General features: G+C 74.3%; 23 protein-coding genes and 1 pseudogene. 12 read left to right on the top strand and 12 right to left on the bottom strand.

Annotated features, from left to right (window positions below):
• Positions 1–4 precede the first annotated feature (4 nt).
• Entirely contained in the window at positions 5–820 is an 816-nt protein-coding gene (locus ACFQ6N_RS25675; RefSeq protein WP_380653415.1) for a phytanoyl-CoA dioxygenase family protein, read from the bottom strand.
• A gap of 360 nt (positions 821–1,180) precedes the next feature.
• On the opposite strand from ACFQ6N_RS25675, the gene ACFQ6N_RS25670 reads away from it, so the two are divergent.
• From ACFQ6N_RS25670 to ACFQ6N_RS25660, 3 genes are all read left to right on the top strand, one after another.
• Complete coding sequence (locus tag ACFQ6N_RS25670; RefSeq protein ID WP_380653412.1) at positions 1,181–1,963, top strand: TetR/AcrR family transcriptional regulator; 783 nt, start codon at positions 1,181–1,183, stop codon at positions 1,961–1,963.
• 155 nt (positions 1,964–2,118) lie between these two features.
• Positions 2,119–2,313 (top strand): DUF1918 domain-containing protein, encoded by a 195-nt coding sequence (locus ACFQ6N_RS25665; protein ID WP_380653409.1) that lies wholly within the window; start codon positions 2,119–2,121, stop codon positions 2,311–2,313.
• Positions 2,314–2,363: 50 nt separating this feature from the next.
• Positions 2,364–3,083 carry a DedA family protein gene (locus tag ACFQ6N_RS25660; RefSeq protein WP_380653406.1) on the top strand — a complete coding sequence of 240 codons (720 nt, stop codon included), beginning with the start codon at positions 2,364–2,366 and terminating at the stop codon, positions 3,081–3,083.
• On the opposite strand, the gene ACFQ6N_RS25655 is transcribed toward ACFQ6N_RS25660, so the two are convergent.
• A complete protein-coding gene (locus ACFQ6N_RS25655; RefSeq protein ID WP_380653404.1) occupies positions 3,080–3,820 on the bottom strand; it encodes a PIG-L deacetylase family protein in 741 nt (246 codons plus the stop codon). The genes ACFQ6N_RS25660 and ACFQ6N_RS25655 overlap by 4 nt on opposite strands.
• Positions 3,821–4,061: 241 nt before the next feature.
• Here ACFQ6N_RS25655 and ACFQ6N_RS25650 point away from each other — a divergent pair, with 241 nt between their 5' ends.
• Positions 4,062–5,081: an MDR family NADP-dependent oxidoreductase gene (locus ACFQ6N_RS25650; RefSeq protein ID WP_380653402.1), complete on the top strand. Its 1,020-nt coding sequence runs from the start codon at positions 4,062–4,064 to the stop codon at positions 5,079–5,081.
• 53 nt (positions 5,082–5,134) lie between these two features.
• A complete protein-coding gene (locus ACFQ6N_RS25645; protein ID WP_380653399.1) occupies positions 5,135–5,527 on the top strand; it encodes a MerR family transcriptional regulator in 393 nt (130 codons plus the stop codon).
• Between the two features lie 131 nt (positions 5,528–5,658).
• On the opposite strand, the gene ACFQ6N_RS25640 is transcribed toward ACFQ6N_RS25645, so the two are convergent.
• The 5 genes from ACFQ6N_RS25640 to ACFQ6N_RS25620 form a co-directional block, all read right to left on the bottom strand.
• Positions 5,659–6,867 (bottom strand): MFS transporter, encoded by a 1,209-nt coding sequence (locus tag ACFQ6N_RS25640; RefSeq protein ID WP_380653396.1) that lies wholly within the window; start codon positions 6,865–6,867, stop codon positions 5,659–5,661.
• 5 nt (positions 6,868–6,872) lie between these two features.
• Complete coding sequence (locus ACFQ6N_RS25635) at positions 6,873–7,637, bottom strand: GNAT family N-acetyltransferase (RefSeq protein WP_380653393.1); 765 nt, start codon at positions 7,635–7,637, stop codon at positions 6,873–6,875.
• Complete coding sequence (locus ACFQ6N_RS25630; RefSeq protein ID WP_380653456.1) at positions 7,634–8,935, bottom strand: type III PLP-dependent enzyme; 1,302 nt, start codon at positions 8,933–8,935, stop codon at positions 7,634–7,636. Before ACFQ6N_RS25630 ends, ACFQ6N_RS25635 begins: the two co-directional genes overlap by 4 nt.
• A 177-nt stretch (positions 8,936–9,112) precedes the next feature.
• Complete coding sequence (locus tag ACFQ6N_RS25625) at positions 9,113–10,426, bottom strand: DUF6271 family protein (RefSeq protein ID WP_380653390.1); 1,314 nt, start codon at positions 10,424–10,426, stop codon at positions 9,113–9,115.
• On the bottom strand, positions 10,408–11,595 hold the full coding sequence (locus tag ACFQ6N_RS25620) for a phytanoyl-CoA dioxygenase family protein (protein ID WP_380653388.1): 1,188 nt from the start codon (positions 11,593–11,595) through the stop codon (positions 10,408–10,410). The genes ACFQ6N_RS25625 and ACFQ6N_RS25620 overlap by 19 nt, the downstream gene beginning before the upstream one ends.
• Before the next feature lie 541 nt (positions 11,596–12,136).
• Between ACFQ6N_RS25620 and ACFQ6N_RS25615 the strand changes: the two genes are divergently transcribed.
• Positions 12,137–14,089 carry an FUSC family protein gene (locus tag ACFQ6N_RS25615; protein ID WP_380653386.1) on the top strand — a complete coding sequence of 651 codons (1,953 nt, stop codon included), beginning with the start codon at positions 12,137–12,139 and terminating at the stop codon, positions 14,087–14,089.
• 66 nt (positions 14,090–14,155) lie between these two features.
• Here ACFQ6N_RS25615 and ACFQ6N_RS25610 read toward each other — a convergent pair whose 3' ends face one another.
• Entirely contained in the window at positions 14,156–15,559 is a 1,404-nt protein-coding gene (locus ACFQ6N_RS25610; RefSeq protein ID WP_380653383.1) for an amidase, read from the bottom strand.
• 317 nt (positions 15,560–15,876) lie between these two features.
• Here ACFQ6N_RS25610 and ACFQ6N_RS25605 point away from each other — a divergent pair, with 317 nt between their 5' ends.
• Both ACFQ6N_RS25605 and ACFQ6N_RS25600 read left to right on the top strand, forming a co-directional pair.
• Positions 15,877–17,226: a cytochrome P450 gene (locus ACFQ6N_RS25605; RefSeq protein ID WP_380653380.1), complete on the top strand. Its 1,350-nt coding sequence runs from the start codon at positions 15,877–15,879 to the stop codon at positions 17,224–17,226.
• Positions 17,227–17,377: 151 nt separating this feature from the next.
• Positions 17,378–18,106, top strand: coding sequence for a rhomboid-like protein (locus ACFQ6N_RS25600; protein WP_380653377.1), 729 nt, complete (start codon positions 17,378–17,380; stop codon positions 18,104–18,106).
• Positions 18,107–18,158: 52 nt separating this feature from the next.
• Here ACFQ6N_RS25600 and ACFQ6N_RS25595 read toward each other — a convergent pair whose 3' ends face one another.
• Both ACFQ6N_RS25595 and ACFQ6N_RS25590 read right to left on the bottom strand, forming a co-directional pair.
• Positions 18,159–18,740 (bottom strand): DUF421 domain-containing protein, encoded by a 582-nt coding sequence (locus ACFQ6N_RS25595; RefSeq protein WP_380653375.1) that lies wholly within the window; start codon positions 18,738–18,740, stop codon positions 18,159–18,161.
• Between the two features lie 80 nt (positions 18,741–18,820).
• Positions 18,821–19,645, bottom strand: a complete 825-nt coding sequence (locus ACFQ6N_RS25590) for a LysR family substrate-binding domain-containing protein (protein ID WP_380653372.1) — start codon at positions 19,643–19,645, stop codon at positions 18,821–18,823.
• 58 nt (positions 19,646–19,703) lie between these two features.
• Between ACFQ6N_RS25590 and ACFQ6N_RS25585 the strand changes: the two genes are divergently transcribed.
• The 3 genes from ACFQ6N_RS25585 to ACFQ6N_RS25575 all read left to right on the top strand — a co-directional run bounded on the left by ACFQ6N_RS25585 (position 19,704) and on the right by ACFQ6N_RS25575 (position 23,115).
• Positions 19,704–20,129: a DUF5997 family protein gene (locus ACFQ6N_RS25585; RefSeq protein ID WP_380653370.1), complete on the top strand. Its 426-nt coding sequence runs from the start codon at positions 19,704–19,706 to the stop codon at positions 20,127–20,129.
• 289 nt (positions 20,130–20,418) lie between these two features.
• Entirely contained in the window at positions 20,419–22,155 is a 1,737-nt protein-coding gene (locus ACFQ6N_RS25580; protein ID WP_380653368.1) for a DUF885 domain-containing protein, read from the top strand.
• Positions 22,156–22,383: 228 nt separating this feature from the next.
• Complete coding sequence (locus ACFQ6N_RS25575; protein WP_380653365.1) at positions 22,384–23,115, top strand: hypothetical protein; 732 nt, start codon at positions 22,384–22,386, stop codon at positions 23,113–23,115.
• A gap of 117 nt (positions 23,116–23,232) precedes the next feature.
• On the opposite strand, the gene ACFQ6N_RS25570 is transcribed toward ACFQ6N_RS25575, so the two are convergent.
• Positions 23,233–24,015: an SDR family NAD(P)-dependent oxidoreductase gene (locus tag ACFQ6N_RS25570; RefSeq protein WP_380653362.1), complete on the bottom strand. Its 783-nt coding sequence runs from the start codon at positions 24,013–24,015 to the stop codon at positions 23,233–23,235.
• Positions 24,016–24,185: 170 nt separating this feature from the next.
• Between ACFQ6N_RS25570 and ACFQ6N_RS25565 the strand changes: the two genes are divergently transcribed.
• Positions 24,186–24,533: a hypothetical protein gene (locus tag ACFQ6N_RS25565; protein WP_380653359.1), complete on the top strand. Its 348-nt coding sequence runs from the start codon at positions 24,186–24,188 to the stop codon at positions 24,531–24,533.
• Between the two features lie 4 nt (positions 24,534–24,537).
• On the opposite strand, the pseudogene ACFQ6N_RS25560 reads toward ACFQ6N_RS25565, so the two are convergent.
• Positions 24,538–25,011 (bottom strand): annotated as a pseudogene (locus ACFQ6N_RS25560) (ADP-ribosylglycohydrolase family protein); the annotation flags it as partial.
• Positions 25,012–25,042 lie beyond the last annotated feature (31 nt).

Below are 25,042 nucleotides of genomic sequence, written 5' to 3'. Positions count from 1 at the left end.
CTCCTCAGGCTGTTCCTGCAGTTCCCGCTGTTCCGGTGTACTCGGTGAAGTGCCGTTCCGCGAACAGCTCCGGCCATTGGCCGTCGGCCAGGTCCAGTTCGCGGGCACGGGCCAGCATCTGCCGCCAGTGCGGCTTCACCGGGCGCCAGCGCGCCCCCACCTGGCAGTAGGAGGCGTCGATGAAGTACCGGGGCCGGCCCGGCCCGTCCGGCGCCGGTCTGCGGGTGTGGAACAGCGCCGAGTTGAGCAGCACGGTCGAGCCGGGCGGCAACCGGTCGATGACCGCCTCACCGGGCAGTTCACCGGTGCCGTGGTGGGCGTAGGCGGACTTGTCGACGGGGTTGCGGTGCGACCCGGGCAGCACGGCCAGGCTGCCGACCGTCTCGTCCAGGCCGCCCAGGTAGTGCAGCGCGTGGACCATCAGCAGCGACGGGTCGGACCGGTCGTTGGGCTCGCAGTCGTGGTGCCAGGCCTTGCCCGGGATCCCCGGCGCCTGGCGGTCGCTGTGCAGGTGGTGGAAGACGAAGGACGGGCCGAGCAGGCGGGTCAGCACCCGCATCAGCGGCGGGTGGGTGAGGAGTTCGCCGTGCGCCGGCAGCTCCAGCTCCAGCACCGGGGGCGGCCCGTGCCGGACGGGGTCGACGCAGGCCTCGATCGACCGGGCCCGCAGGCCCTCGTCGACCCACCGGTCCGCCTCGGGGACCAGCCGTTCACGCAGTGCTTCCGGCAGCAGACCGGGCAGGACCAGGTACCCGGACTCCAGGAACTGCCGCTGGTTCACGGTGTCGAGGGCTTCACGCCCTCCGAATGACAGCGTCACCTAACTGCCCCCCTCCTTCCGTTCGGCGGGACGAACAACGGGACGTGACACGAGCGAGGAGGCACACGGGATCATCCAGACTTCCGGTGGCGGTGGAACGTCCGTCACAGCCGCCACGGTCACCACAGCTGAAACATGATCACCACGAAGAGACACGCGGTGATCACGCAAGGTAGTCCGCCCCAGGAGTATGAACCGGTCTTCGCGTCCACGACAAGACCAATGCCAACTCGTGGACACCTTCCCGCCACCGTGCCGTTCAGCTCCGGCCACCAGTCGATTCCCGTCCCACGGGGAACTCCGGGCCGTTTCCGTCACGCTGATTCGCCGCCGGAACAGCGGATGCGGCAGAGTGAGCCCATGAGCGAGCGGAGCATCGGGGTCCCCCCGGCCGAAGGCTGGGGGAGGTTCGTCGAGGCGTGCGAACTGCGCGAAGCGCCCGCCGGGCCCGTCGCGAAGGTCTCGGACGCCGGGGCCGTCCGCCATGCCGCGACCGGCCGGACCACCCCGCCGGTCCGCCGGCGCCCGGTCCAGCAGCGCAGCCAGGAACGGTACGGCCGGATCCTGGACGCCTGCGCCGGACTGCTCGACCAGGTCGGGGCGACCGCCCTCACCACCAAGGAGGTCGCCCAGCGCGCCCAGGTGCCGATCGGCACCCTCTACCAGTTCTTCGCCGGCAAGGAGGACCTGCTGGCCGCGCTCGCCGGCCGCAACCTCGACCGGTACCTCCAGCGCCTCGACGCCCGACTGGCCGACGCCGCCCCGGTCGACCCGGCCGGGTTCACCGACCTCGCGGTCGAGGAGTTCGTGGCGATGAAGCGCGCCGTGCCCGGCTTCGGCCAGGTCGACTTCGGCCTGGCCGGCCCGGCCGTCCCCACCGGGGTCCGGGACGACCTCCACCTCCTGGACGCCGGGGTGGACAACAACACCGCCGTCGCGCTGCGCCTCCAGGCGCTCGGCGGGGAACTGTTCCACGCCGGCGACCCGGTGGCCACCACGCTGACCCTGCGGGTGGCCCTGGAAGCGGCCGACGCCGTCCTCAAACTGGCCTTCCGCAGCGACCCCGACGGCGATCCCACGCTGATCGCCGAGTGCAAGCGGTTGGTGCGCGGCTACCTCGCGCAACAGCTCCCCGCCCGCTGACACCGGACCCTCGACCGGCCCGCGCCTACCCCGGGCCTCCCCCGGTACCTCCCGCGCGCCCCGGCCGCCCGAGGCGTTGCGAGCCCGCCGCCCCCGCAGCACAGTGGATAGCGGAACGGCCGCGGAGGCCGCCACCACGACCCGAGGAGCAGACCATGCACGCAGCGGTAGGTGACCGGCTCCACATCCACAGCAGGTCGGTGGGCATGGTGGATCAGAAGGGCGAGATCGTCGAAGTGCGCGGCGCCGGCGGCGAGCCGCCGTACGTGGTCCGCTTCGAGGACGGCCACGAGGGTCTGATCTACCCCGGCCCCGACTGCAACATCGAACCCCGGCCGGCGGACCGCTGACCGACACCCCCACCACCCCGGGCGCGACCCGCGCGAGGTGGTGAGGAGCGGTGTCCACCCCCACGCCCCCGCTGCCCGGGGCGCTCGCCGGGCTCGCCCCACTGCTGGACCACTACGGGTACCTCGCGGTGGCACTGCTCGTCCTGCTCGACAACTGCGGCATCCCGGTACCGGGGCAGACCGTCCTGGTGCTCGCCTCGGTCTACGCCGGCGCCGGACACCTCGGGTTCGCCGCCGTCCTGCTGATCGCGCTGGCCGCCGCCACCCTCGGCAACACCCTCGGCTTCCTGATCGGCCGCACCGGCGGGCGCGCCTTCGTCCACCGCTGGGGCCGCTACGTGCTGCTCACCCCGGCCCGGATGGAACGCGCCGACGGCTTCTTCACCCGGCACGGCGGCAAGGTCGTCACCGTCGCCCGCTTCGTGGACGGGCTGCGCCAGGCCAACGGCATCATCGCCGGGACGACCGAGATGACCTGGCGCCGGTTCCTGCCGTTCAACCTGCTCGGCGCCGTGCTGTGGACGGGCGTCTGGGGCACCTTCGGCTACCTGGCCGGGTCCGACATCGGCGCCGTCTACCGGACCGCGGTCCGCTACCAGCTCTGGTTCGCGATCGGGCTCGGGCTGCTGGTCGCGGCCTTCCTGCTCCGGCAGGTGCTGCGCTACCAGCGCCGGCGCCGCACGGGCGCCGGCCCCGGAGCCGACACCCGGTCCGACGGCGGGCCCGGCTCCGACAGCGACGAGCCGGGCACCGACGGACCGCCCGCCTAGCTCAGCGGGAACACCTCGAACGGCACCGCGAAGCGCGTCCCCAGCCGGCTGCCCGCGCCCCGCCCGAAGCCCTCCAGGAACTCCCGCGCGTCCGCCATCGCCCCGCCGAGGCCGGCCAGGTACGCCCTGTGCTCCTCCAGCGAGGCGACGCCGCGGTCGAAGTGGTCGGTGGTGTCCACCGCGTGCCTCGCCTCGGGCGAGGCCACCGCCCAGATCTGCCGGACGCCGTTCCAGGGCTCGTGGCCCTCCGCCAGCAGCTCCCGGAACACCCAGCGGTTCCCGGCGTCCCGGACCCCGTCCAGGGTGGCCCGGCCGACGGCGACGTGGTCGGCCTGGTTGAGGAACACCCCGCCGTACGTCTCCCGGAAGTTGCTGGTGACCACGATGTCCGGGCGGTGCCGGCGCACCGCCCGGGCGATGTCCCGGCGCAGCGGCAGCCCGTACTCCACCACGCCGTCCGGGTGGCCGAGGAACTCGACGGTGTCGACGCCGACCACCCGCGCGGAGGCGAGCTGCTCGGCCTCGCGCAGCGGCCCGCACTCGGCGGGGTCCAGCGAGTCGATGCCGGCCTCGCCGCTGGTGACCATCACATAGACGACCTTCTTGCCCTGGGAGGTCCAGCGGGCGACGGCCGCGGCGCCGCCGTACTCCATGTCGTCGGGGTGCGCGACGATCGCCAGCGCGGTCTGCCAGTCCTCGTCCACGGGCTCGAAGGGCGCGGGGGCCTGCTCGGTCATGCTGCTGTTCCCTCTCGGTGCGGCTCACCGCCGAACGGGCGTACGGGCGTACGGATGTTCCCGGCCGCCGGACCAAGATCGGGCAGCCGACTGGGAACCTACCCTGCGTCGGACGGCGCCGGACGGCCACGACCCGCTGCCGACCGGCTTGCCCCTGACGCACGCGTCAGGGGTTAGCGTCCGGGCATCCCGCGGGCGGCACCGCCCGCCACCCCCGTTCCCGATGCCCAGGAGCGCCGCCATGGCCCTGCCCACCACCACCCTCGTCGTCCGGCTCACCACCGCACCGGACGGGCTGCCCGCCCCCGAGGACTTCACCGTCACCCGGGAACCGCTGCCCGCGCCCGGCCCCGGGCAGGTACTCGTCCGCAACCGGGCCTTCCTGGTCTTCCCCGGTCTGCGCACCCTGATCGGCGGCGCGGGATCCGGCCTGCCGTTGCCGCCCATCGCCCCCGGGGACGCGCTGTTCGGGCCCGCCCTCGGCGAGGTGCTGGCCGCACCGGCGGACGGGCCGCTGCGGCCGGGCGACCTGGTGACCCACCTGCACGGCTGGCGGGAGCACGCGCTGGCGGACGCGGCGCAGTTCACCCCGGTCGACCCGGACATCCCGGACCCGCTCGCCCTGGTCTCCTCCGCCTCGGCCGCCTACGGCGGGCTCACCCGCAGCGCCGGGCTCCGCCCGGGCGACGTGGTGCTGGTGACCGGTGCGGCGGGCGCGGTCGGCACGGTGGCCGGGCAGCTCGCCCGGCTGCTCGGCGCCGGCCGGGTGATCGGCACCACCCGCTCGCCCGCCAAGGCGAAGCGGCTGACCGCCGAACTCGGCTACGACGCGGCGCTCGTACCGGGCGAGCGACCGCTCGCCGAGCAGCTGGCCGAGGCCGCGCCGGACGGGCTCGACGTCGTCCTGGACCTGGTCGGCGGCGACCAGCTGACCGCCGCCGTGGCCGCGGCCCGCCGCGGCGCCCGGTTCGCCCTGGTCGGCGCGCTGGACGGGCAGCTCGCTCCGGGGGGCCGCGGCGGCGACGCCCCGGCCGTCATCGACACCTTCCGGGTCGTCACCCTCGGCCTGACCCTGCGCGGCTACACCCAGCTCGACCACCCCGACGTGGCGGCCGAGTGGCACGGACGCCTCGCCGGCTGGCTGCGCACCGGCGAACTCACCGTGCCCAGGACGTCGGTGGCGGGCATCGATCGCGCCGCCCGGGCGTTGACCGGACTGTTCACCGGGGACACCTTCGGGACGACCATCGTGGAGCTCTGACCGCGAAGCGGAGACCTGACGGCGAAGCGGAGCCTTACAGCGAAGGAGCGGGCATGCGGATCGGCGACGCGGCAGCGGCGGCGGGCACCACCCCCAGGGCACTGCGCTTCTACGAGCAGCGCGGCCTGCTCCGACCGCCCGCCCGCTCCGCCTCCGGCCAGCGCGAGTACGGCCCGCCGGACGTCGCCCGGGTCCGGGTGATCCGCCGGCTCCTCGCCCTGGGGCTGACGGTGAACGACCTGGCGAGCCGCGTCCACCGCCTGGACCTGCTCGGCGAGGACCCGCCGCAGCGCTGCTCGCCCTCTCCCGGGCCCGACACCTTCGCCCCCGTCGTGCTGGCCCGCCTCGCCGACCTCGACGCCGAGATCGCCCGCCTCACCGCGCTGCGCGCCGGCCTCGCCCACCACATCGCCACCGGCGGCGCCGACATCCCCGACTATGTCTGACGCATCGTCAGAGCCACTGGGGGGACGCGTGAAAGAACTCGCCCGGCACCGCGCGACGGGGAGACGCGGGTACCGGGCGAGGGTCAGGGGTGCGGTGGGGCCGGAGGGGCCAGAGGGGCCGCAGGGGTGGGTCAGGTGGCGTCGGGGGTGAGGACGGGTTCCGGGGCGGCGGGGGCGTCCCGGGTGGCGGCCGGCCAGGAGATGCGGGTGGCACAGAGCGAGACGACGGCGGCGGAGGCGGCGACCGCCGCCATGCCCCAGACCAGGCTGGTGGCACCGGCGATGAAGCCGATCACGGCGGGGCCGGCGAGCAGGCCGGTGGTGCCCATGGCGGCCACCAGCGAGAGCGCGTCGGCGCCCTGGCGGGCGGCGGCGACGTAGACGCACGGGGTCACCGCCGCGACACCGAGCCCGACGCAGGCGAAGCCGAGCAGGGTGGGCACCACGCCGCCGACCAGCAGGGCGAGGGCGAGGCCGAGGCCCGCCAGCAGGCTGCCGACCCGGACGATCAGGCCGTCGCCGAAGCGGGTGCGCCAGCCGTCCGCGAAGATCCGGGCCAGCACCATCATCACCGAGACGACGGCGATGCCCAGCGGCGCGAGCCCGGCACCCGCGTCCACGACGTCCTTGAGGTAGAGCGCCGACCAGTCGTTCATCGCGCCCTCGGTGACGGTGCCGAACACCATCGCCAGACCCATCCAGAGCGTGGCGGCGGCCGGCAGCGCGAAGCCGCGGCGCTCCTTCTTCTCCGTCTCGGCGGCGGGCTCCCGCGGGCCGTCGTCCAGCAACCCCGGCCGGGCGACGGCGACCAGAGCCGCGAGGAGGACGGCGGCCAGCCCGAAGTGCACCGCCAGGGTGCCGGTGAAGGCGTTGACGCCCGAGGCCAGCAGGGCGGCGAGCAGGGACCCTGCGCTGAAGGTCGCGTGCAGCCGGGACATCGTGGTCCGCTCGAAACGGGCTTCCAGCGCGGCGCCCTGCGCGTTCATCGCGACGTTCAGACAGCCGACCGCGACGCCGTCGAAGAACAGCACCAGCAGCGTGACCGGGTAGTTCGGCACCACCGACAGCGCGAGAAGGACCACCCCGAGGGCGAGCGCCGACAGCACCGACAGCAGACGCGAGCCGAACCGCCGCATCAGCACGGCCACCAGCGGGAAGGACACCGCCGCGCCGATCCCGCAGGTCATCAGGAGCAGGCCGATCTGGGCCTCGCCCAGGTCGAGCCGGGCCTTGAGCGCGGGCACCCGGGAGACCCAGGTCGCGTACTGGAATCCGAGGACGAAGAACAGTGCGCCGATGGCCAGTTGGGACCGGCGGAAGTCGTCGCGAACGGGGGACATCTGTATCAGCCCACTTCAACTCTGGGCCGTGGCCCGGTGGTCAGGTCCGTGACCGGGTCGGCGGTCATCGGGTCGGCGGTCGGGTCGGCGGTCGGGTCGGCGGTCGCATCTGCGATCGGATCGGCGGTCATCGGGTCGGCGGAGGAGGGCAGCGGCCGGGACGGGACGGGGTCCAGGGCCATCGCCATGTAGAGCGCACGGGAGCCGTAGCTCTCCGGCAGCCCGACCTCGGGCCGGGCCCGGTAGCCCAGCGTGGTCCACAGCACGTGCGTACCGCGCACCGCGACCAGGGAGATGGTCCGGTAGCCGGTCGCCCGGGCGGTCTCCTCCAGGTGGCGCAGCATCAGGTGGGACAGGCCCCGGCCGCGCAGGTCCTCGGCGATCACCACGTCGTGGGCGTGCATGTTGGCGCAGCGCGCGCCCTCGTTCCCGGCACCCCCGTCCGCGACGCCCCGCTCCTCCTCGCGAGCGAGGTCCGGGCAGCGGTCGAGCGGGTACGGGAGGGCGAGCAGGTAGCCGCCGACGCGGCCCCGGTGCTCCAGCACGAAGCAGGTGTCCGGGGAGGCGCGCTGCCGGGACCGGAGTGCGGCTCGGCCCTCGGACAGGCCGCCGGCGGCGTACGCGCGCTCCTCCAGCGCGACCACGCCGTCCCAGTCCTCCTCCCTGAACAGCCGGATCCGGGCGCCCGCCGCACGGGCGGCGACGCTCGTACGGTCGGCGGTCGTGTCGGCGGCAGTCGTACGGTCGGCAGTCGTACCGTGCCCGGTCATGCGGTGCCTCCGTCGGGACCCGGCCCGCCGCCGTTCCCACCGGTCCCGCCGTCGCCGCTGCTCCCACCGTCTCTGCCGCTCCCGCCGTCTCCGCCGTTCCCGCCGATGCAGGTGTCGGGCAGCGGCGCGAAGCCGTTGAACCCGCGGGTCGCGTAGGCGGTGGCGTACGCGCCGCAGGAGTGGATCCAGACCGGGTCGCCGGAGCCGATCGCGGCCGGAACGCGCACCAGGCCGTCCTCCTGCGCGTACGCGTCGTCGCTGTCGCAGGTCGGGCCGGCCACCACGGCGTTGACGAACTGGCCGCCGGGGTGGGTGGGGAACTCCAGCCGGTACTGCAACTGGTCCATCTCGTACAGGCCGTTGAACTTGCCGGCGCTGAGGTAGAGCCAGTCCTCCCGGGTGCCGTCGAGGCGGTGGCGGGAGGTGAGCCGGGCGACGTGCGCGCGGATGGCGCCGTGGTCGGCGACCAGGTGGCGGCCGGGCTCGACCAGGAACTCCAACGGGCCGGAGTTCACGGCGCGCAGCCGGTCCATGCCCTCGCGGATCACCGCGAACATCTTGTCCAGCGGCGGGTCGAGCGGCCGGCCGTGCCGGTCGAGGACGCCGAGCGCGGGCAGGCCGCCGCCGAGGTTGATCCGTTCGGGGGTGATGCCGCGCCAGTTGAGCGCCTCCAGCACGGCGGCCAGCGAGTCCATCGCGGCGCTCCAGGCTTCGGCGGTCATCTGCTGCGAGCCGACGTGCACCGACAGGCCGGACGGCACCAGCCCGGCGGTGCGGGCTTCGCCGAGCACCCGCAGGGCGTCCTCGGGCGAGCAGCCGAACTTGTGGCTCAGGCCCCACAGGGCGCCGTCGCCGGTGGTCGCGATCCGGCAGAACACCCGTGATCCGGGGGCGTGTTCGGCGATCGCGGTGACGTCCTCCAGGCTGTCGGTGGCGAAGTCGCGCACGCCCTGCCGGTAGGCCTCGGCGATGTTGTGGTCGGACTTGATGGTGTTGCCGTAGTGGATCGACTCGGGGGCGACGCCGGTACGCAGCGCCTGGGCGATCTCCTGCGGGCCGGCCGCGTCGAAGCCGGAGCCGAGTGCGGCGAGGTGTGCGAGCACTCCGTCCACCGGGCAGGCCTTCATCGCGAACCGTACGGCGACGCCGGGCAGTTCGGCGCGCAGGGCGGCGTACTGCCGGCCGATGCCGTCGAGGTCGTAGATGATCCGGTCGTCGGTGGCGGCGGCGAGCGCGGCGCGCAGCGCGGAGTGGTCGTGCGCGTCGGGTCGGGGTGCCTCGGTGTGGATCGCGGTCATGGTCGGGGCGCGGTGGGTGGGCGTCGGGCCGGTCGTGCGGCTCGCGGCCTGACCGGCGGCCTGGTTCGCGGTCCGACCCGTCGTGCGGCCCGTCGTCCGGCCGGCCGTGCGGCCCGTCGCCTGGTTCGGGATGTGGCTGGTGTTCTGGCGTATCACGGTGTGCTCCCGGTCTTCCGGCTATCGCGGCAGCCGGTCGACGGGAGTGGCCTTGCTCGCCCGCACCAGCGGGCCCCACGCGTCGATCAGCAGGGCGAAGTCCTCGATGTCCGCCTGCGCTTCGTCGAGCAGGCGCGCCCGCCGGGGCGCCAGGTGGTCGGCGAACTCGGCGTACTTCCCGCCCAGTCGCCGGTAGCAGCGGTCCAGTTCGGCCAGCCTGCGGTGGTTCTCCGCGCGGTCCGTCACGGCGCTGCGGCGGGCGGAGTCGGCGATCACCTCGGGGCGCAGGTGGTGCTGCTCGTCCAGCAGGGCGCCGCCTGCGGCCTCCGTCTCGGCGTAGACCGGGTGGAGGTAGAGCATGGAGAGCAGGAACTTGGCGTAGCGCAGCTGGTAGGCGGTGAAGCCCGGTCCGGTGCGCCGTTCCGGCGTGTAGTAGTTGACGATGTGGCGGTTGTGGGTGACGCCGGGCAGGGTGGCGTCGTGCACCAGGTGGTGCAGGAAGTAGTCGCTGCCGATGGTGTCGGTGGCGGGCGGCAGCGGGACGCGCTCGTACACCCGGTGGTCGAGGCCGATGTTGCACATGTCGATGTGCCAGATGTCGGGCAGGTCGAGCACCGCGCGGTCGGCGGTGAACGGGGCGCCGCCGGCGCCGGTGAAGGACGTGGCGACGAGTTCGAGCTTCTCGTGCTCGGTCGCGCCGGTCGGGGCCCAGAGCGCGACCACGTCGTGGTAGACCTCGGGGTCGAGTGCCAGGATCTCGCCGATGTCGACGGAGAGTTCGCCGACGAAGGAGCCTCCGGCCAGGGCCACGGGCTTGTCCGCGTGCGCCGGGTCGAGGGTGTTCTCGGTGACGGCGTCGACCGCGTCGGCGGCTTTGCGTCCGAGCGTGGCCAGTTCGTGCTCGATGGGGAACACCGGTGCGCCGTCGTGCCACTGGTAGCGGCTGTCGGAGTCGCGGCGGTGCACCGAGGCGCAGCCGAGTGCGGCGGCGATCAGGAACGCCCGGTTGGTGCAGGCGCCGTAGGAGACGGCGTCGGGCAGCATCAGGTCGAGCAGCTTGTCGGGGCCCGGGACGCCGGAGCGGTCGATCACCTCGTACAGGAAGGCGCGTTGGGCGTCCTCGTCGAGGTGGTGGACGACCAGGCCGTCGACGGCGGGCAGGGCGGCGGCGGCCGCGGCGTGCCGGGCGCGGGTCGCGGGGTCGGCGGAGTCCAGCACCAGCAGGTGCACCCGGACGCCGAACCGCTGTACGGCGTAGGCGGCTTCGGCGCCGACAGTGGTGATGGTGTCGGCGCACTCGCGGTTGGTGGGCAGGGTCAGGCAGATGTCGCGCATTCCCGCTCCCCCGTGGCGTGCCGGTCGTCCCTGTCCCGCCCGTCGGCGTCCTGCCCACGGGCGTCCTGCCCGTCGGTGTCCTGCCCACGGGCGTCCTGCCCGTCGGCGTCCCGCTCGTCGACGTCCTGGGCTCCGAAGTCCCGGCCGGTCCAGGACCGCAGGCCGAGCAACTTCTCGCCCAGCTCGTTGAGTTCGGCGGTTCCGTAGCGCAGTGCCTCGGGCCGGGTGGCGTCGCCGACCAGGGTGCGGTTCCAGTCGGGCGTGCGAAGCGTGCGCCAGGATTCGACGCGGGAGCGGCGCAGCCGGTCGGCCTCCTCCAGCGCGGGCATCATCGACAGGTACTGCACCGCGCGCACGCCGTTCTCGGAGGTGTTGCGCTCGACGCCGTGGGCGAGCAGGCCGTTCCAGATCAGCAGGTCGCCGGCCTTCAACGCGGGTCGGACGACCGGGAACTCGTCGCGGTCGACGTCCGGGCGGATCGGGTCGCGGTCGGCCGGCTGGGCGGCCTGCCACTCGTTGAAGCGGCGGAACAGCTCCGGGTCGCACTGGAATCCGCCGTGGTCGGGGGCGGTGTCGTCGAGCGCGATGATGCCCTGGACGCGCTGCGGCAGCACGCCCCGGGTGGTGTCGACGTCCCAGTGCAGTTCGATGTCGAAGCCGCGGTCGGTGGCCTCGATCAGCGCGCGGTCGCGGTTGCGGACGTTCGGCGGGTTGAGGTTGAGCCGGTCGAGGGTGACCCAGAGCTCCTCGCAGTCCCACACGTCCACGAAGGCGTCGTAGACGCGCTGCGACTGGCGGCTGTCCCAGATGAGTTGGTGGTGGTACGCCTCGACGAAGCCGTAGATGTGCAGGTGCCGGTCGAGTTCGTCGCGGTACTCGCGCTCGCGGTACCACTCCTCGGGACGGTCGGGCGAGAGGCCCTGGAACTCCCAGGCGAAGTCGAGCAGCCGCCGCGCGGCCCCGGCCGGGATGGCCTGCTCGACCACGACGTACCCGTAGGTCTGCCAGAACGCGTAGTCCTGCTCGGAGAGCACGCGCAGCGGGTGCTTCTTGCGGATCTCGCGCAGCGCGGTGCGGGCCAGGTAGCTCTCGGTGTCCGCGCTGAAGTAGGGGCGCTCCGAGGCGGCTCGGAACAGATACTCCTCGGCCTGTCCGTCAGGGCTCGGCATGGGCAGTCACTCCATGGTTCGTAGTCGACGCAGCGCTTGATTCGGCGGGCGGTACGGGCACGGCGGGCAGCTCGACCGACTGCCGGCCGGGTCGGGAATTCCCCCCTCGGACCGGACGCGGTCCGCATACGCTCCTTCTCGGCCCGGCCCCCGACCGCGCCTCCGCGCCACGCCAGGAGGCCAACTCGCCTGCTCCGCAAGGCCTCTCACCTCGCCTCAGGCCCGGCCGAACCACGCCCTCCACACATTGGACTAGACCAACTAAGGGTGTCAACCCTTTCCGGTTGGTTACCGATTGGGAAATCTCCGCTGTTCACGACGCCTCTCTCGGTTCGCTTTATGTTTCGGAGACGGACATAAGCCGGGGTATGTTTCGGAATTTGACATAAGCGCCGGAGCTGAACCTCACCAGCCCCACGAACCGTTAACCCGGGCCCGCCACGGGTCCCGTGCGAGACCACGTACGAGACCACGTACCGGACCCGCCCTCGCGCCGCGTGTTACCCGGGCCGCCGACGCCCGTGCGCCGTAGGTTGGGAGCGTGCCGCACCCAGGAGCCGCCCGACTCGCCCCGCCCAGTTGGCTGACCGAGAGCCTGCGGCCCCGGTCCGCGCCGATCCCCTGGGCGGCCGTTGCCCGCGCCTCGGTCGCGCTCGCCGCCCCGCTCGCGGTCGGCACCGCCACCGGGCGGCCCGCCTACGGCGCGCTGGTGTCGATGGGCGCGCTGTCCGCCGTCATCGGGGACACCGCCGACGCCTACCGGATGCGGGTGTTCAACATCGCCGTCCCGCAGTTGTTCGGCGCGCTCGGAGTGCTGCTCGGCACCCTGGCGTACGGCACCGGCTGGACGGCCGTCGCCGTGCTGACCCTCATCGCGCTGGTCTCCGGCATGATCTCCTCGATCGGCGCGGTCGCCTCCGTCTCCGGGCTGCTCCTGCTGCTCAACGCGGTGGTCGGGGCCGGCCTGCCGCTGCCCTCCCCCTGGTGGCTGCCGCCCGGACTCCTGCTGCTCGGCGGCCTGCTGGTGCTCGTCCTGGCCCTGCTCGCCTGGCCGTTGCGCGTCGGGGTGCCCGAACGCGCGGTCGTCGCCGGAACCTACCGGACCGCCGCCGACCTGCTGGAGGTCACCGGCACGCCCGGGTACGACGCCCGGCGCCGCGAACTGACCCAGTCGCTCAACCACGCCTACGACCTACTGCTCGCCCGGCGGGCCCGGCGGCACGGCCGTTCGCCGACCCTGGTGCGGCTGCTCGCCCAGCTCAACGCGCTGATCCCGGTGGTCGAGGGGGCCGCCGCCGCGCAACTGCGCCCGCCCGGGTCCGGTCCGCTGCCCGCCGCCTACCCGGCCGCCGTCCGCGCCCTGGCCGACGCCGTCGAGCAGGGCCGCACCGATCCGGCCCCGGCCCCCGAGCTGCCCCCGCCCGCCGGCCCCTCCACCCGCGCGCTGGCCGAGGCCCTCGGGCACGCCGCCACCGTGGTGCACGAGGCCGCGCCGGACCCGTACGCCGCCGACGACCGGCTGGGCCGCCCGGCCGGCCTGGAGGTCCGGGCGCGGCGGGCGGCGCGGGCGCTGCTGCTGTCCGGCGCGTCCTGGCGGTACGGGCTGCGGCTCGCCCTGTGCGTCGGCCTGGCGCAGGTGCTGGTCTCGGTGATCGCGGTGCCCCGCTCGTACTGGGTGGCGCTGACCGTGACCTTCGTGATGAAGCCGGACTTCGGCTCGGTGTTCTCCCGTGCCGTGCTGCGCGCGCTCGGCACGGCGGCCGGGCTGCTGGTCGCCGCTCCGGTGCTCGCCGAGGTGCCGCACGGCTGGTGGGACGTGCCGGTGATGGCGGCGCTGGCGACGCTGATCCCCGCGCTGTCCGCCAAGGGGTACGCCTTCCAGACCGCGGCGATCACCCCGGTGATCCTGCTGCTCTCCGACCTGCTCAACCACCAGGGCTTCCACCTGGTGCTGCCCCGGCTCTACGACTCGCTGATCGGCTGCGGCATCTCGCTGCTGGTGGGCTACCTGCTGTGGCCGGAGTCCTGGCACACCAGGATCGGCGACCGGCTCGCCGACGCCGTCCAGGACACCGCCTCGTACGTGTCGCTGGCGTTCACCACCGGCCCCGGCCGGGACGAGCCGGCCCGGGCCCGGTACCGGCGGCGGCTCTACCGGGACCTGTCGGCCGTGCGCAGCGAGTTCCAGCGGGCGCTCACCGAGCCGCCGCCGCTCGGCACCCGGGCGCAGGCCTGGTGGCCGCTGGTGATCGCGGTCGAGCGGATCGTGGACGCCACCACCGCCACCCGGGTGCGGGTCGAGCACGGCGCGCCCGTCCCGACGGCGGCCGAAGTCGGCGCGGTGGCCGGGGAGCTGGCCGACCTCGCGGAGGCGCTGCGCACCGGCCGGACGCTGCCGGAGGCGGACCCGGACGCGCTCGCACCGGACTGCGCGCTGTCCCGGCTGCACCACGAGGTGCGCGCGGCACGGTCGGTGGCCGCACCCACGCCCTGAGCACCAACGCCCGGAGCACCTACGCCCTGCGCACCGGCCGGGGCGCGGGCACCGGCGCGCGGGCGGTCAGTCGTCGATCCGCCGCCAGGGCCGGTCCGCCTCCAGGGCGAAGGCCAGTTCCAGCAGCAGCCGTTCCTGCCCGTGCGCCGCCGACAGGTGCACCCCGACCGGCAGGCCGCCGGGGGCCGAGCCGGCCGGCAGCGCGATGCCCGGCCCGCCGGTCACGTTGTTGACGGGGGTGAAGGCCGCGTAGCGCATCAGCCGGTCCATCAGCTCGTCGAAGTCCACGTTCGGGCTGAGGTATCCGATCGGCGGGGCGGCGTGGGCGAGCACCGGGGAGAGGATCACATCGTGGTTGCGGAAGATCCGCCGGTACACGCCCTCGGCGCGGCGCAGCCTCCGCAGCACGCCGGGGGTCTGCGGGAACTCCGCCTGGAACCGGCGGCGCAGCCCGGTGGTCAGGCCGTCGAGCCGGTCGGCCCGGAAGCTGGGGTCGATCAGCACCCGGCCGGTGAAGGCGATCGCCCAGGCGATGTAGCCCCAGTAGGTGACGAAGTCGCGGGCGAACTCCTCGCCGAACGGCAGGGCGGTCGGCTCGACCCAGTGGCCCATGGCCTCCAGGCGGGCGGCGGTCTCCTCGACCACCCGGCGGGTCGGCTCGTCGGTCTTGGCGACCGGCGAGTCCACCACGAGGCCGATCCGCAGCCGCTGCTCCCCCGGGCCCTCGACCAGGCCGAGCCGTGGGAGCTTCGGGTTGCGGCGGTGCCGTTCGGCGGCGGCGAAGAAGGCGGCGGTGTCGCGCACCGAGCGGGTCAGCACGCCGTCGGTGACCAGGTCGATCGGCAGTTTGGCGCCCTGCGCGTTGGCGACCAGCCGGCCCCGGGTGGGCTTGAGTCCGACCAGGCCGCAACAGGCCGCCGGGATGCGGATCGAGCCGCCGCCGTCGTTGGCGTGCGCGATCGGGACCACGCCGGAGGCCACCAGGGCCGCCGCGCCACCCGAGGAGGCGCCGGCCGAGTGCGAGGGCTTCCAGGGGTTGCGCACCGGCTGGGCGGTGGCGAACTCGGTGGAGGCGTTGAGGCCGAACTCGGGCAGTCGGGTCTTGCCGAGGACGGCCAGCCCGGTGGAGAGGAACTGGTCGGTGAAACGCGCGTTGCGGCGGGCCGGTTGGGGGCTGAAGGCCTCGCTGCCCATCGTGGTCGGCAGGCCGCGCAGGTCGACGTTGTCCTTGAGGTAGGTCGGCACGCCCCACAGCGCGGCGCCGATGCCCTCCTGGCTGATCTGCGGTTTGTCGTACGAGGTGTGGGCGACGGGAAGCAGCCGGCCGTCCACCCGCGCGGCCCGGGAGACGGCCGCGCCGACCAGTTCCCGGGGGTTGACCGCACCGGCCCGCACCAGGGTGGCCAGGGCCACCGCGTCGTACGGGCCGAGGGCGTCGTCGGTGAACGCGTGAACCCGCTCGTCGGTCATCCGAACTCCCCACTTCCTGCCGGACCTTCTGCCGTCCGGTCGTCACGCCGCTTCGCCGAGGCTGGTAGTACTGCCCAGTTCTACTGACCGGTAGTCTCGCAAGGCAATCAAGTCTATGACCCCGAACGCACTTTCGGGTCATGCACCACCCTCGAACGGTGAACGATTCCTCACATCTTCGAGGGCGCAAGGGCGTTCGGCACGCGCCCCCGCGTTCACCCCGCCCGCCGGTCCACCACCGTTTCACCGACGGCCGCCGGGAAAGATCCCGGGCACGAACCGTTCCGGTCCGCCCCACCCGATCCAAGGTGACGCCCGTGTCGACCCACATGTTCCCGACCACCCGGTTCACCGCGGCCACCGCCCCCGGCGGACTCCCGCTGCTCGGCCACGCCCCGGCCTTCGTCCGCCGCCCGCTCGCCTTCGTCGCCGGCCTGCCCGCCCACGGCGACCTCGTCCGGCTGCGGCTCGGCCCGCTCGACGCCTACGTCGCCTGCCACCCCGAGCTGGTCCGCCGACTGCTCACCGAGGACCGCACGTACGACAAGGGCGGGCTCGTCCTCGACAAGGCCCGCGAGATCTTCGGCGACGGCCTCGCCACCTGCCCCGCCTCCGCCCACCGGCGCCAACGCCGCATGCTGCAGCCCGCGTTCCACCGCGACCGGCTGCCCGGCTACGCCGCGATGATGGCCGAGGAGATCGCCGGGACCACCGGCTCCTGGCGCGACGGCGACGTGGTCGACGTCCCCGCCGCGATGTACCGCCTCACCACCGCCGTCACCGCCCGCTGCCTGTTCGCCGCCCACGAGCGGGCCGGCTCACTGCCCGTGCACGAGTGCATGGACGTCATCACCCGCGGCGTCGGCCGCCGCGTCATGATGCCGCTGCCCGGCGCCGACCGGATCCCCACCCCGGGCAACCGCCGCTTCCTGCGCGCCCGGCAGGACCTCAAGGAGATCACCGGCCGGCTGATCGCCGACTACCGCGCCGCCCGGACGGACCACGACGACCTGCTGTCCGTGCTGCTCGGCGCCGAGGACGAGGACGGCCGGGGCCTCACCGACGCCGAGATCCACGACCAGGTGGTCACCTTCCTGCTCGCCGGCATGGAGACCACCGCCGCCACGCTCTCCTGGGCCTGGACCCTGCTCGCCGCCAACCCGGCCGTCCGCGACCGCCTGCACACCGAACTCGACACCGTCCTCGACGGCCGCCCCGCCCGCCACGAGGACCTGCCCGCCCTCCAGCTGACCGCCCGGATCGTCAGCGAGACCCTGCGGCTCTACCCGCCGGTCTGGATCCTCAGCCGCACCGTCACCGCCGACACCCGGCTCGGCGGCCACCGCGTCCCCGCGGGCGCCACCATCCTCTTCAGCCCGTACCTGCTGCACCGCCGGGCCGACCTCTTCCCCTGCCCCGACCGCTTCGACCCCGACCGCTGGCTCACCACCGCCCGCCCCGCCCCCGGCACCTACACCCCCTTCGGCCTCGGCGCCCGCCGCTGCATCGGCGACACCTTCGGCACCACCGAGGCGGTCCTCGCCATCGCCACCATCGCCGCCCGCTGGACCGTCACCCCCACCCCCGGCCGGCGCATCCGCCCCACCCGCAGCTCCTCCCTGTCCCCGCGCCCCTTCACGGCGACCCTGGCCCACCGGGCGAGGTGAACGACGGCCGGCCCCCGGCCCGGTGCCGCCCCGGCCCCTGCTCCCCCTCGGCCCGGCGCCGGGCCGGACACACCGGGGCGGTACTGTCGCGACGGGGGCCGGCCGGGTCGTGCCGGTCGGACCATCGGCTCGACTGGGGCAGCATCAGAACATGAACGCTCGATCACCGCGGAGGCTCCTGGCCGGGCTGCTCCGCACCCTCCGGACGTACCCGCGCCGCTCGCCGCTGACGCTCTGCTACGTCGGCCTGCTCCTGCTCGGGCACGTCTGGGTGGAGGACTGGCTCTCGCCCGACCGGGCGGACACCCTCCGCGCCTACATCAGCACCAACCTCGACAACCTGCACGACCACCCGGTCACCGCACTGCTCGGCAGCGCGCTGCTCTACGACGGCACGCTCACCGACATCGCCTCCGCCGGCTTCGGCGGCACCCTGATCACCCTCGGCCTCGGCGTCTGCTGCTGCCTGGCCTGGACGGAGCGCCGCTTCGGCACCCGGCGCGCCGCCGCCGTCTTCCTGGGCGGGCACATCGGCGCCACCCTGGTCACCGCCGCCGTCATCCTGGTCGCCCTGCGGTACGGCTGGTACCCGGAGAGCGTGCGACAGGACTCGGACTACGGCATCAGCTACGGCGCCCAGGCCTCCCTCGCGTTCGCCACCCTCGCCCTGCCGCTCTGGGCCCGCCTCCCCTGGGCCGCGTTCGTCGTCGCCTGGCCGCTCTCGGGCGACAGCGAATGGCCCGGCCCGCTACCGGACTTCACCACCGTCGGCCACCTGGTCTCCGCCACCCTCGGCTTCGCCCTGGCCTGCGCCACCGCCGTCACCGCCACGCGCCGCCGCCGCACCGAGACCCTCGCCGCGGCCGACGCCGGCCCGTGACCGCCGCGCGGCGGAACCGGCGATACGTCAGCGCGGCCGACCCGGCGACGCGTCAGCTCGCCGGCCGGCGCCCGTCGGCGATCTCGGAGAGCAGCCGCTCGATCGTCTCCAGCCGCCGCCGCAGGTCCTCCACGTCACCCCGGGTGGCACCCTGCTCGCTCGCCTTCAGGGTGACCAGCAGCTGCCCGTCCGGCTCCAGCCTGGCCCGCGAGACGTCGGACACGTTGTCGCCGTTCTGGACCCGGATGGCGTGCTCCAGCTCGGACGGGCGCAGCGCCAGACTGTGCAGCGCGCCGGGCACCAGCGCGCCGTCCCGGACCACGGTGGTGGGCGTGCCCTCCAGGATCCGGGCGGCCCTCGGGTCGCGGGCGAGCCAGCGGGTGACGGCGGAGTTCACCACGACCAGGGTGACCGCCCCGATCGCGCCGCCGAGCAGGCTGTTGTCATTGCCGATGATGGCGTTCTGCACCACGTTGGAGAGCAGGAAGACGACCACCATGTCGAAGGTGTTCAGCCCGGCCAGCCCGCGCTTCCCGCCCAGCCGGAACAGCAGCAGGATCAACACATAGACCGCGACCGTCCGGAGGACCTTCTCCACGATCGGAATCTGGACGACCACCAGGTCATGCCACACGGCCCCGCTCCTCCCGCCACCGCCCGGCCACCACGGCCCGACGAAACGGGGCCGACGCTACGCCACCCGGGCCCCCGGGGCTACGAGCGCCGCTTCGGCTTGCCGCGCCGGGCCGCCGCCGCGCCCCGGCCGCCCGCCGACGGCCTCGGCTTCTGCCCGCCGGCCTTGGCACCGCCCGCCTTCTGCGCCCCGGCCTTCTGCGCCCCGGCCTTCTGCCCGCCCGCCTTCTGCTGCTGCGGCTTGCGCGGGGCCGCCGCCTTCTTCGGCTGGGCGGCCGGCTCGGCCTGCCCGCGTCCGCGCGAGCTGTTGACCGTACGGCCCCGGACGATCCCGATGAACTCCTCCACCAGGTCCGTGGTCCGCTCCTGCGGCCAGGACAGCGCCACCTGCGACTGCGGCGCCTCCGGCACCGGCCGGTAGGTGAGGTCCCGGCGGTGGTGCAGCCGGGCGAGGGACTGCGGCACCAGGAGCACGCCGACGTTGGCCGCGACCAGCTCGACCGCGTCCGCCGTGGTGTCCGGGCGCGCGACGGCCGGGCGCCCGGGCAGGGTGTCGGCCGTGAGGCCCAGGGTGTCGTCGAGGGGGTGGAAGACCACCTCCTCGGCGAGGTCGTCGAGCGCGACCTCCTCCGCGGCCGCGAGCCAGTGGTCCTTGGGGAAGACCACGACGGTGGCCTCGGTGTACAGCGGGATCGCGCTGAGCACGTCCTTGTCCACCGGCAGCCGGACCAGCCCGGCGTCCGCGCCGCCCTCACGCAGGGTCCGCTCGCCGTCACCCACCGGGACCGCGAGGAGGTCGAGCTGAACGTCCGGGAGCCGCTCGTCCCACACCCGGACCCATTTGCCGGGGGTCACGCCCGGGACGTACGCGAGCCGGAAGGACGGGTTCACCTGCATCTCTGTCACAGGGCAAGGCTACCGACCGTGACCGGAAGCGCCCGCGCGCTCCCTTACCCTTGTCACCATGACATCGCTCAAGCAGAAGACCAGCCAGACCATGAAGCCGGCCACGGCAGCCAAGAAGCTGGGGATCTACCTCGACGCGGCGCCGGCCGACTTCCAGGAGGGCGTGGTCTCCCGCGAGGAGCTCAACGCGCTGCAGTCCGAGCCGCCGCAGTGGCTCCAGGAGCTGCGCCAGAACGGCCCGCACCCCCGCCCGGTGGTCGCCGCCAAGCTCGGCATCTCGATCTCCGGCCTGGCCCGCGGCGGCGTGACCGAGGCGCTCAGCACGGAGCAGATCGAGGCGATCAAGGCCGAGAACCCGCTGTGGCTGCAGCACGAGCGCGCCAACCAGGTGGACCTCCGCAAGGAGACCGCGCGGATCAAGGCGAAGCACGAGAAGGAGGCCGCCCTGGCCGCCAAGGAGGCCAAGGCCGGCCAGGCCCGCTGACCCCCGGGCACCGACCCGCGCCCGCTCGGGCGCCGGCCGTCGGCTCCCCCGCACACCGATGGTGCCGACGTCCGTCTCCCCGGGCGTCGGCACCGTCGTTGTGCGGGCCACCCGGCTCCCGGCGGGGCCGGGCGGGGTCCGGCGAGGTCCCACGGGGTCAGGCGGAATGCGGAACTCCTCGTCCCCCGAGGTGTATTGACCTCGTCGCGGATCACTCCGAATAATCGGCGGGATCGGGGCACCCCGGGGAGCCCCGATCCGCAGTGACCGCACCGGACCAGGGGGACCCGTGATCGAGCAGCCACAACACGCCGGACTCGCCGCACTCGCCGACGAGTACTTCGACGCCGAGAACCGCCACAACCCGTTCGACGCCACCCTCGGCGGCGTCGAGGGCTACGCCCACCTGCTGCCCGACCCGTCCCGCGACGCCGCCCTGCACCACCGCGAGGTCCTGCGGGACCTCGGCGCGCGACTGGCCGCGATCCCCCTGGACGGACCCGACGGACCCGACGCACCGGGCGGACCGGACGGACCGGGCACACCGGACGGACCGGGCCGGCTGGCCGGCGAGGACCGCGTCACCCACCAGGTCCTCGCCCGGCTGATCGACAACGGCATCGGCCAGGCCACCCACGGCCTGGCCGACTTCAGCGTCTCGGCGACGATCGTCGCCCCGCACAACGAGGCCTTCATCTCGATCACGATGGCCCCCGTCGACCACGAGGGCGCCGATTCCTACCTGGAGCGGCTCGCGGGCCTGCCCGGCTACTTCGACGCCGCCCTGCGGCGCGCCGTGGACGCCGCCGCCGAGGGCCGCCACCCGCTGCGCAGCGGGGTCGACGCCGCCGCCGCCCAGCTGGACGCCCACCTCACGGCCGGACCGGACGAGGACCAGCTGCTCCGCCCGCTGCGGGGCCGCCCGGAGTACCAGCGCGCCTGGACGATCGTGCGCGACGCCGTCCGCCCGGCGATCGCCCGCTACCGGGCCGGACTGGTCCAGCAGCTGGCACCCGGTGCCCGCCCGGACGACCGGGCCGGCGTCTGCCACGTCCCGGGCGGCACCGAGGGCTACGCCGACGCCGTCGCCCGCTTCACCCGGCCCGGGCTCTCCCCCGAGGAGGTCCACCGGATCGGCCTGGACGCCGTCGCGGCACTGCGCGAGGAGTTCGCCGAGCTCGGCGGCAAGGTGCTCGGTATCAACGACCCGGCGGCCGTGCTGACCGCCCTGCGCGAGGACCGCTCGCTGCGCTTCGGCAGCGCGGCCGAGATGATCACCCTGGTGGACGGCGCGCTGGAGCGGGCCCGCCGCGCCTCGGCGGACTGGTTCCACACGTACCCGATCGCCGACTGCGTGACCAAGGAGATCGACCCGATCGAGGCGGAGACCGCGCCGCTGGCCTACTACCAGCCGCCGGGCCCGGGCGGGCTGCCCGGTACGCACTGGATCAACACGCTGCACCCGGAGACCAGGTTCAGCTACGAGTACGAGGCGATCGCCTTCCACGAGAGCGTGCCCGGCCACCACTTCCAGATCGCCGTCGCACAGACGCTGCACCACCTGCCCCAGTTCCGGCAGAAGCCCAGCGCCCAGCTGACCGCCCACGTCGAGGGCTGGGGCCTGTACACCGAGCGGCTCGCGGACGAGATGGGGCTGTACAGCTCGGAGCTCTCCCGCTTCGGGATGCTCTCGATGGACGCGCTGCGGGCGGTGCGGCTGGTGGTGGACACCGGGATGCACCACTACGGCTGGTCCCGGGAGCGGGCGATGGCCTTCATGCGGGACAACACCGCCACCACCGAGGCCAACGTCCGCAACGAGATCGACCGTTACATCGCCTGGCCGGGCCAGGCCACCGCCTACCTGATCGGCCGTCGGGAGCTGGTGCGGCACCGGGAGCGGGCACAGGCCGCGCTCGGCGCCCGGTTTGACGTCCGAGAGTTCCACCACCAGCTGATCGGGCACGGCAGCCTGCCGCTGGGGGCGCTGGAGGATCTGGTCTCGGACTGGATCGCGGCGCAGTAGCCGCCGGCCCCGTCCTGCCCGGCGCGGCGTAGCACGGCGCCGGGCAGGGCAGGACGAGGCGGCGGGGCGGGGCGGGGCAGGGCGGGGCAGCTGTGCGGAAACGGTTCCGCACGCCCGGCAAAGGCTTCCCCCGCCCGGACGTGGCGTCACTCCTTCGGCCCTGTCGACACGGTAGTGTCCGCTGGCGCGGTCCCGGCACACCGGTGACCGCCGCTCACGCACACCCCGATGGAGGAACCCGTGCCGGCTCCCGCCCGCCGCGCCCTGGCCGTGGCCGCGGCCGTCCTGCTCGCCGCGGCCGCAGGCTGCTCGTCCGGCGGCGGCCACGCCGCCAAGACGCCCGCCGGCCACGGCTCCGCCCCGGCCGCCGCCGGCGACGCCGCCCAGCCCGCCCCGGCCGCGATCGTCACCGGACCCGGTCCGAAGAGCTCCTACGACGTCCAGCCGCAGCCCGCGCCGGGCAGCTGCCACTACCGCTACACCGCGGACAAGCAGCCGCTGCCCGACCCGAACTGCACCCCGGGGGCGATCAGCCCGGCGGTGACCCAGGACACCGTCAAGGACACCATCTGCAAGCCGGGCGGCTACACCTCGACCATCCGCCCGCCGGCGAACCTCACCGGCAAGGAGAAGGCCGAGAACGCCAAGTCCTACGGCTACACCGGCCCGATGGGCGACGCCGAGTACGACCACCTGATCAGCCTCCAGCTCGGCGGCGACCCCAACGACGCGCGCAACCTGTGGGTGCAGCCGCCGTCCCCCGGCCACGTCCCGGGCAAGGGGCCGAACAACCCCAAGGACTCGGTCGAGACCCACCTGCACACCGCGATCTGCAAGGGCCAGGTCACCCTGGCCGCCGTCCAGCAGGCGATCGCCACCGACTGGACGACGGCCGAGGTCAAGCTCGGCATCAAGTCCGGCGGCGCACCCACCGCCGAGGCCGACGCCGACGGGGACTGAGTCCGGTGGCCTGACGGGCCCTCCGGCGGCGGCGCAGGCTCCTGCCCGGCTCCTCGCCGACTCCTCCGGCTCCCCGGCCGCCGCACTCGGTCGGTTCACCGCCCTCCGGCCGGGGCGTCAGCGTCCCAGCACCGCACCGCCGTTGAGGCCGATCACCTGCCCGGTCAGGTAACCGGCGGCCGGGGAGGCGATGTACGCGACCGCCTCCGCCACGTCGGCCGGGGTGCCGGCCCGGCCCACCAGGGTGTCCGCGACCTTGCGGGCGTGGAACTCCTCGTCCCGGTCCGCGCCGAAGATCTCGGTCGCCGCCACGTAGCCGGGCGCGAGCACGTTGACCGTGATCCCGTCCGACCCCAACTGCCGGGCCAGGCCGAAGGCCCAGCCGTGCAGGGCGGCCTTGGCGGCGGCGTACGAGCCGGCCGAGTGCGGGCCCGCGCCACCGCGCTGGGCCGCCGCCGAGCTGATCACGACCACCCGGCCGCCGGGGCGGCGCAGCGCGCCCTGGAGGGCGGTGGTCAGCAGGACGGCGGTGAGCAGGTTGGTGTCCAGGTCGCGCCGCCAGGACGCGGCCAGCGCGGTCAGGCTGTCGTCGGCGGGCGGGGTGACGATGGCGCCCGCGTTGTTCACCAGGGCGTCCACCGGCCCGAGCCCGGCGATCCGGTCGGCGGCCGCCCGGACGGCCTCCGGGTCGGTCAGGTCGGCCGCCACCGGGACGATCCGGCCGGGTCCGACCGTCCGTTCGACCTCCTCCCGCGCCTGCTCCAGCACGGCCGCCCGGCGCCCGAGGATCACCACCCGGTGCCCGTCCGCGGCCAGCCGGGCCGCGATCGCCCTGCCGATGCCGGTGCCGCCGCCCGACACCACCGCGAGCCGCTCCCCCGCCGGCTGGTCCGCCGTCATGTCCGCCCCCGTCACGTCTTTCCCCTCGCGTCTCGGCCGACCGCCTGTCGACCACCGGTCCCTCGGTGCACACGGTTCGACTCCGGGCGCTCCCGCCCCTTCGGTTCCGAACCCTTCCCCGGTACCGTAGCGAGGCACGCGAGCGGGTCGGCATCGGGGGGACGGACGCAGTGGCGCGAACGGGGAGCAAGGGCCGGGGCACGGAGTCGGCGGATCTGCGGACCGGTGCGGTGTACGCCGCGCTGACGGCGGCGATCGACGCCTGGCTGCTGTCCCGGATCTGGCGGTGGGCCGGGGAGCAGACGACCTCGGAGTACCACGGGGCGGTGGAGCAGACGGCGGCACTGTTCGGCATCGTCGGGTTCGCGGCGCTGCTCGGCCTGGCCGTCGCGGGCAAGCAGTCGACGCCTCAACGCCGCTGGCGCTGCGCGATGTTCGGCGCGCTGACCGTCCATTCCCTGATCCCGCTGTCGCTGATCGTGCTGCTGCTGACCTGGCACCCGACGTTCGTGTTCTGACGCCTCAGCCGGCCAACGCCGCCGCCAGGGCGAGCAGTTCGCCCTGGCGCAGCACCCGGTCACCGAACCCGGGGAGCGTCAGGTGCAGGGGCTCGATCCAGCGCTCCGGGACGGCCGCCAGGCCGTGGACGGCCCCCGCCAGCCCGCCGGTGACGGCGGCCACGGTGTCGGTGTCCCCGCCGAGGTCGATCGCGGCCCGGATCGCGGCGTCGAACCCGTCGGTGGTGCGCAGCGCCCAGACCGCCGAGCCCAGGCAGGGCCAGACGGCACCGTTGGCCTCGGTGGCGCGGTCGGGGTGCCAGTCGGGGGCGAGGACGGTGGCGTAGCGCTCGCGGCTGTCCGGGTCGACGTGGGCCAGGACCTCGGGGATCGCCCGGACCGGGTCGGCGCCGTCGAGGGCGAGGCGGACCAGTTCATGGAAGATGGCCGTCCCCTCCCAGGCGGCCCGGTCGCCGTGCGTGAGCGCGGCGATGCGCCGGCCGCGCGGCCGCTCCGGTCCGTCGCGCCTG

The organism is Kitasatospora sp. NPDC056446 (assembly GCF_042796115.1).
GTDB lineage: Bacteria > Actinomycetota > Actinomycetes > Streptomycetales > Streptomycetaceae > Kitasatospora.
This window is presented reverse-complemented; position numbering and strand designations above follow the sequence as displayed.

Bases quoted from the DNA above. Each gene is read 5' to 3' on its own strand.
- ACFQ6N_RS25670 (WP_380653412.1), top strand. From the start codon at position 1,181: ATGAGCGAGCGGAGCATCGGGGTCCCCCCGGCCGAAGGCTGGGGGAGG.
- ACFQ6N_RS25665 (WP_380653409.1), top strand. From the start codon at position 2,119: ATGCACGCAGCGGTAGGTGACCGGCTCCACATCCACAGCAGGTCGGTG.
- ACFQ6N_RS25655 (WP_380653404.1), bottom strand. From the start codon at position 3,820: ATGACCGAGCAGGCCCCCGCGCCCTTCGAGCCCGTGGACGAGGACTGG.
- ACFQ6N_RS25650 (WP_380653402.1), top strand. From the start codon at position 4,062: ATGGCCCTGCCCACCACCACCCTCGTCGTCCGGCTCACCACCGCACCG.
- ACFQ6N_RS25645 (WP_380653399.1), top strand. From the start codon at position 5,135: ATGCGGATCGGCGACGCGGCAGCGGCGGCGGGCACCACCCCCAGGGCA.
- ACFQ6N_RS25640 (WP_380653396.1), bottom strand. From the start codon at position 6,867: ATGTCCCCCGTTCGCGACGACTTCCGCCGGTCCCAACTGGCCATCGGC.
- ACFQ6N_RS25635 (WP_380653393.1), bottom strand. From the start codon at position 7,637: ATGACCGGGCACGGTACGACTGCCGACCGTACGACTGCCGCCGACACG.
- ACFQ6N_RS25630 (WP_380653456.1), bottom strand. From the start codon at position 8,935: ATGACCGCGATCCACACCGAGGCACCCCGACCCGACGCGCACGACCAC.
- ACFQ6N_RS25625 (WP_380653390.1), bottom strand. From the start codon at position 10,426: ATGCGCGACATCTGCCTGACCCTGCCCACCAACCGCGAGTGCGCCGAC.
- ACFQ6N_RS25620 (WP_380653388.1), bottom strand. From the start codon at position 11,595: ATGCCGAGCCCTGACGGACAGGCCGAGGAGTATCTGTTCCGAGCCGCC.
- ACFQ6N_RS25610 (WP_380653383.1), bottom strand. From the start codon at position 15,559: ATGACCGACGAGCGGGTTCACGCGTTCACCGACGACGCCCTCGGCCCG.
- ACFQ6N_RS25600 (WP_380653377.1), top strand. From the start codon at position 17,378: ATGAACGCTCGATCACCGCGGAGGCTCCTGGCCGGGCTGCTCCGCACC.
- ACFQ6N_RS25585 (WP_380653370.1), top strand. From the start codon at position 19,704: ATGACATCGCTCAAGCAGAAGACCAGCCAGACCATGAAGCCGGCCACG.
- ACFQ6N_RS25575 (WP_380653365.1), top strand. From the start codon at position 22,384: ATGGAGGAACCCGTGCCGGCTCCCGCCCGCCGCGCCCTGGCCGTGGCC.
- ACFQ6N_RS25570 (WP_380653362.1), bottom strand. From the start codon at position 24,015: ATGACGGCGGACCAGCCGGCGGGGGAGCGGCTCGCGGTGGTGTCGGGC.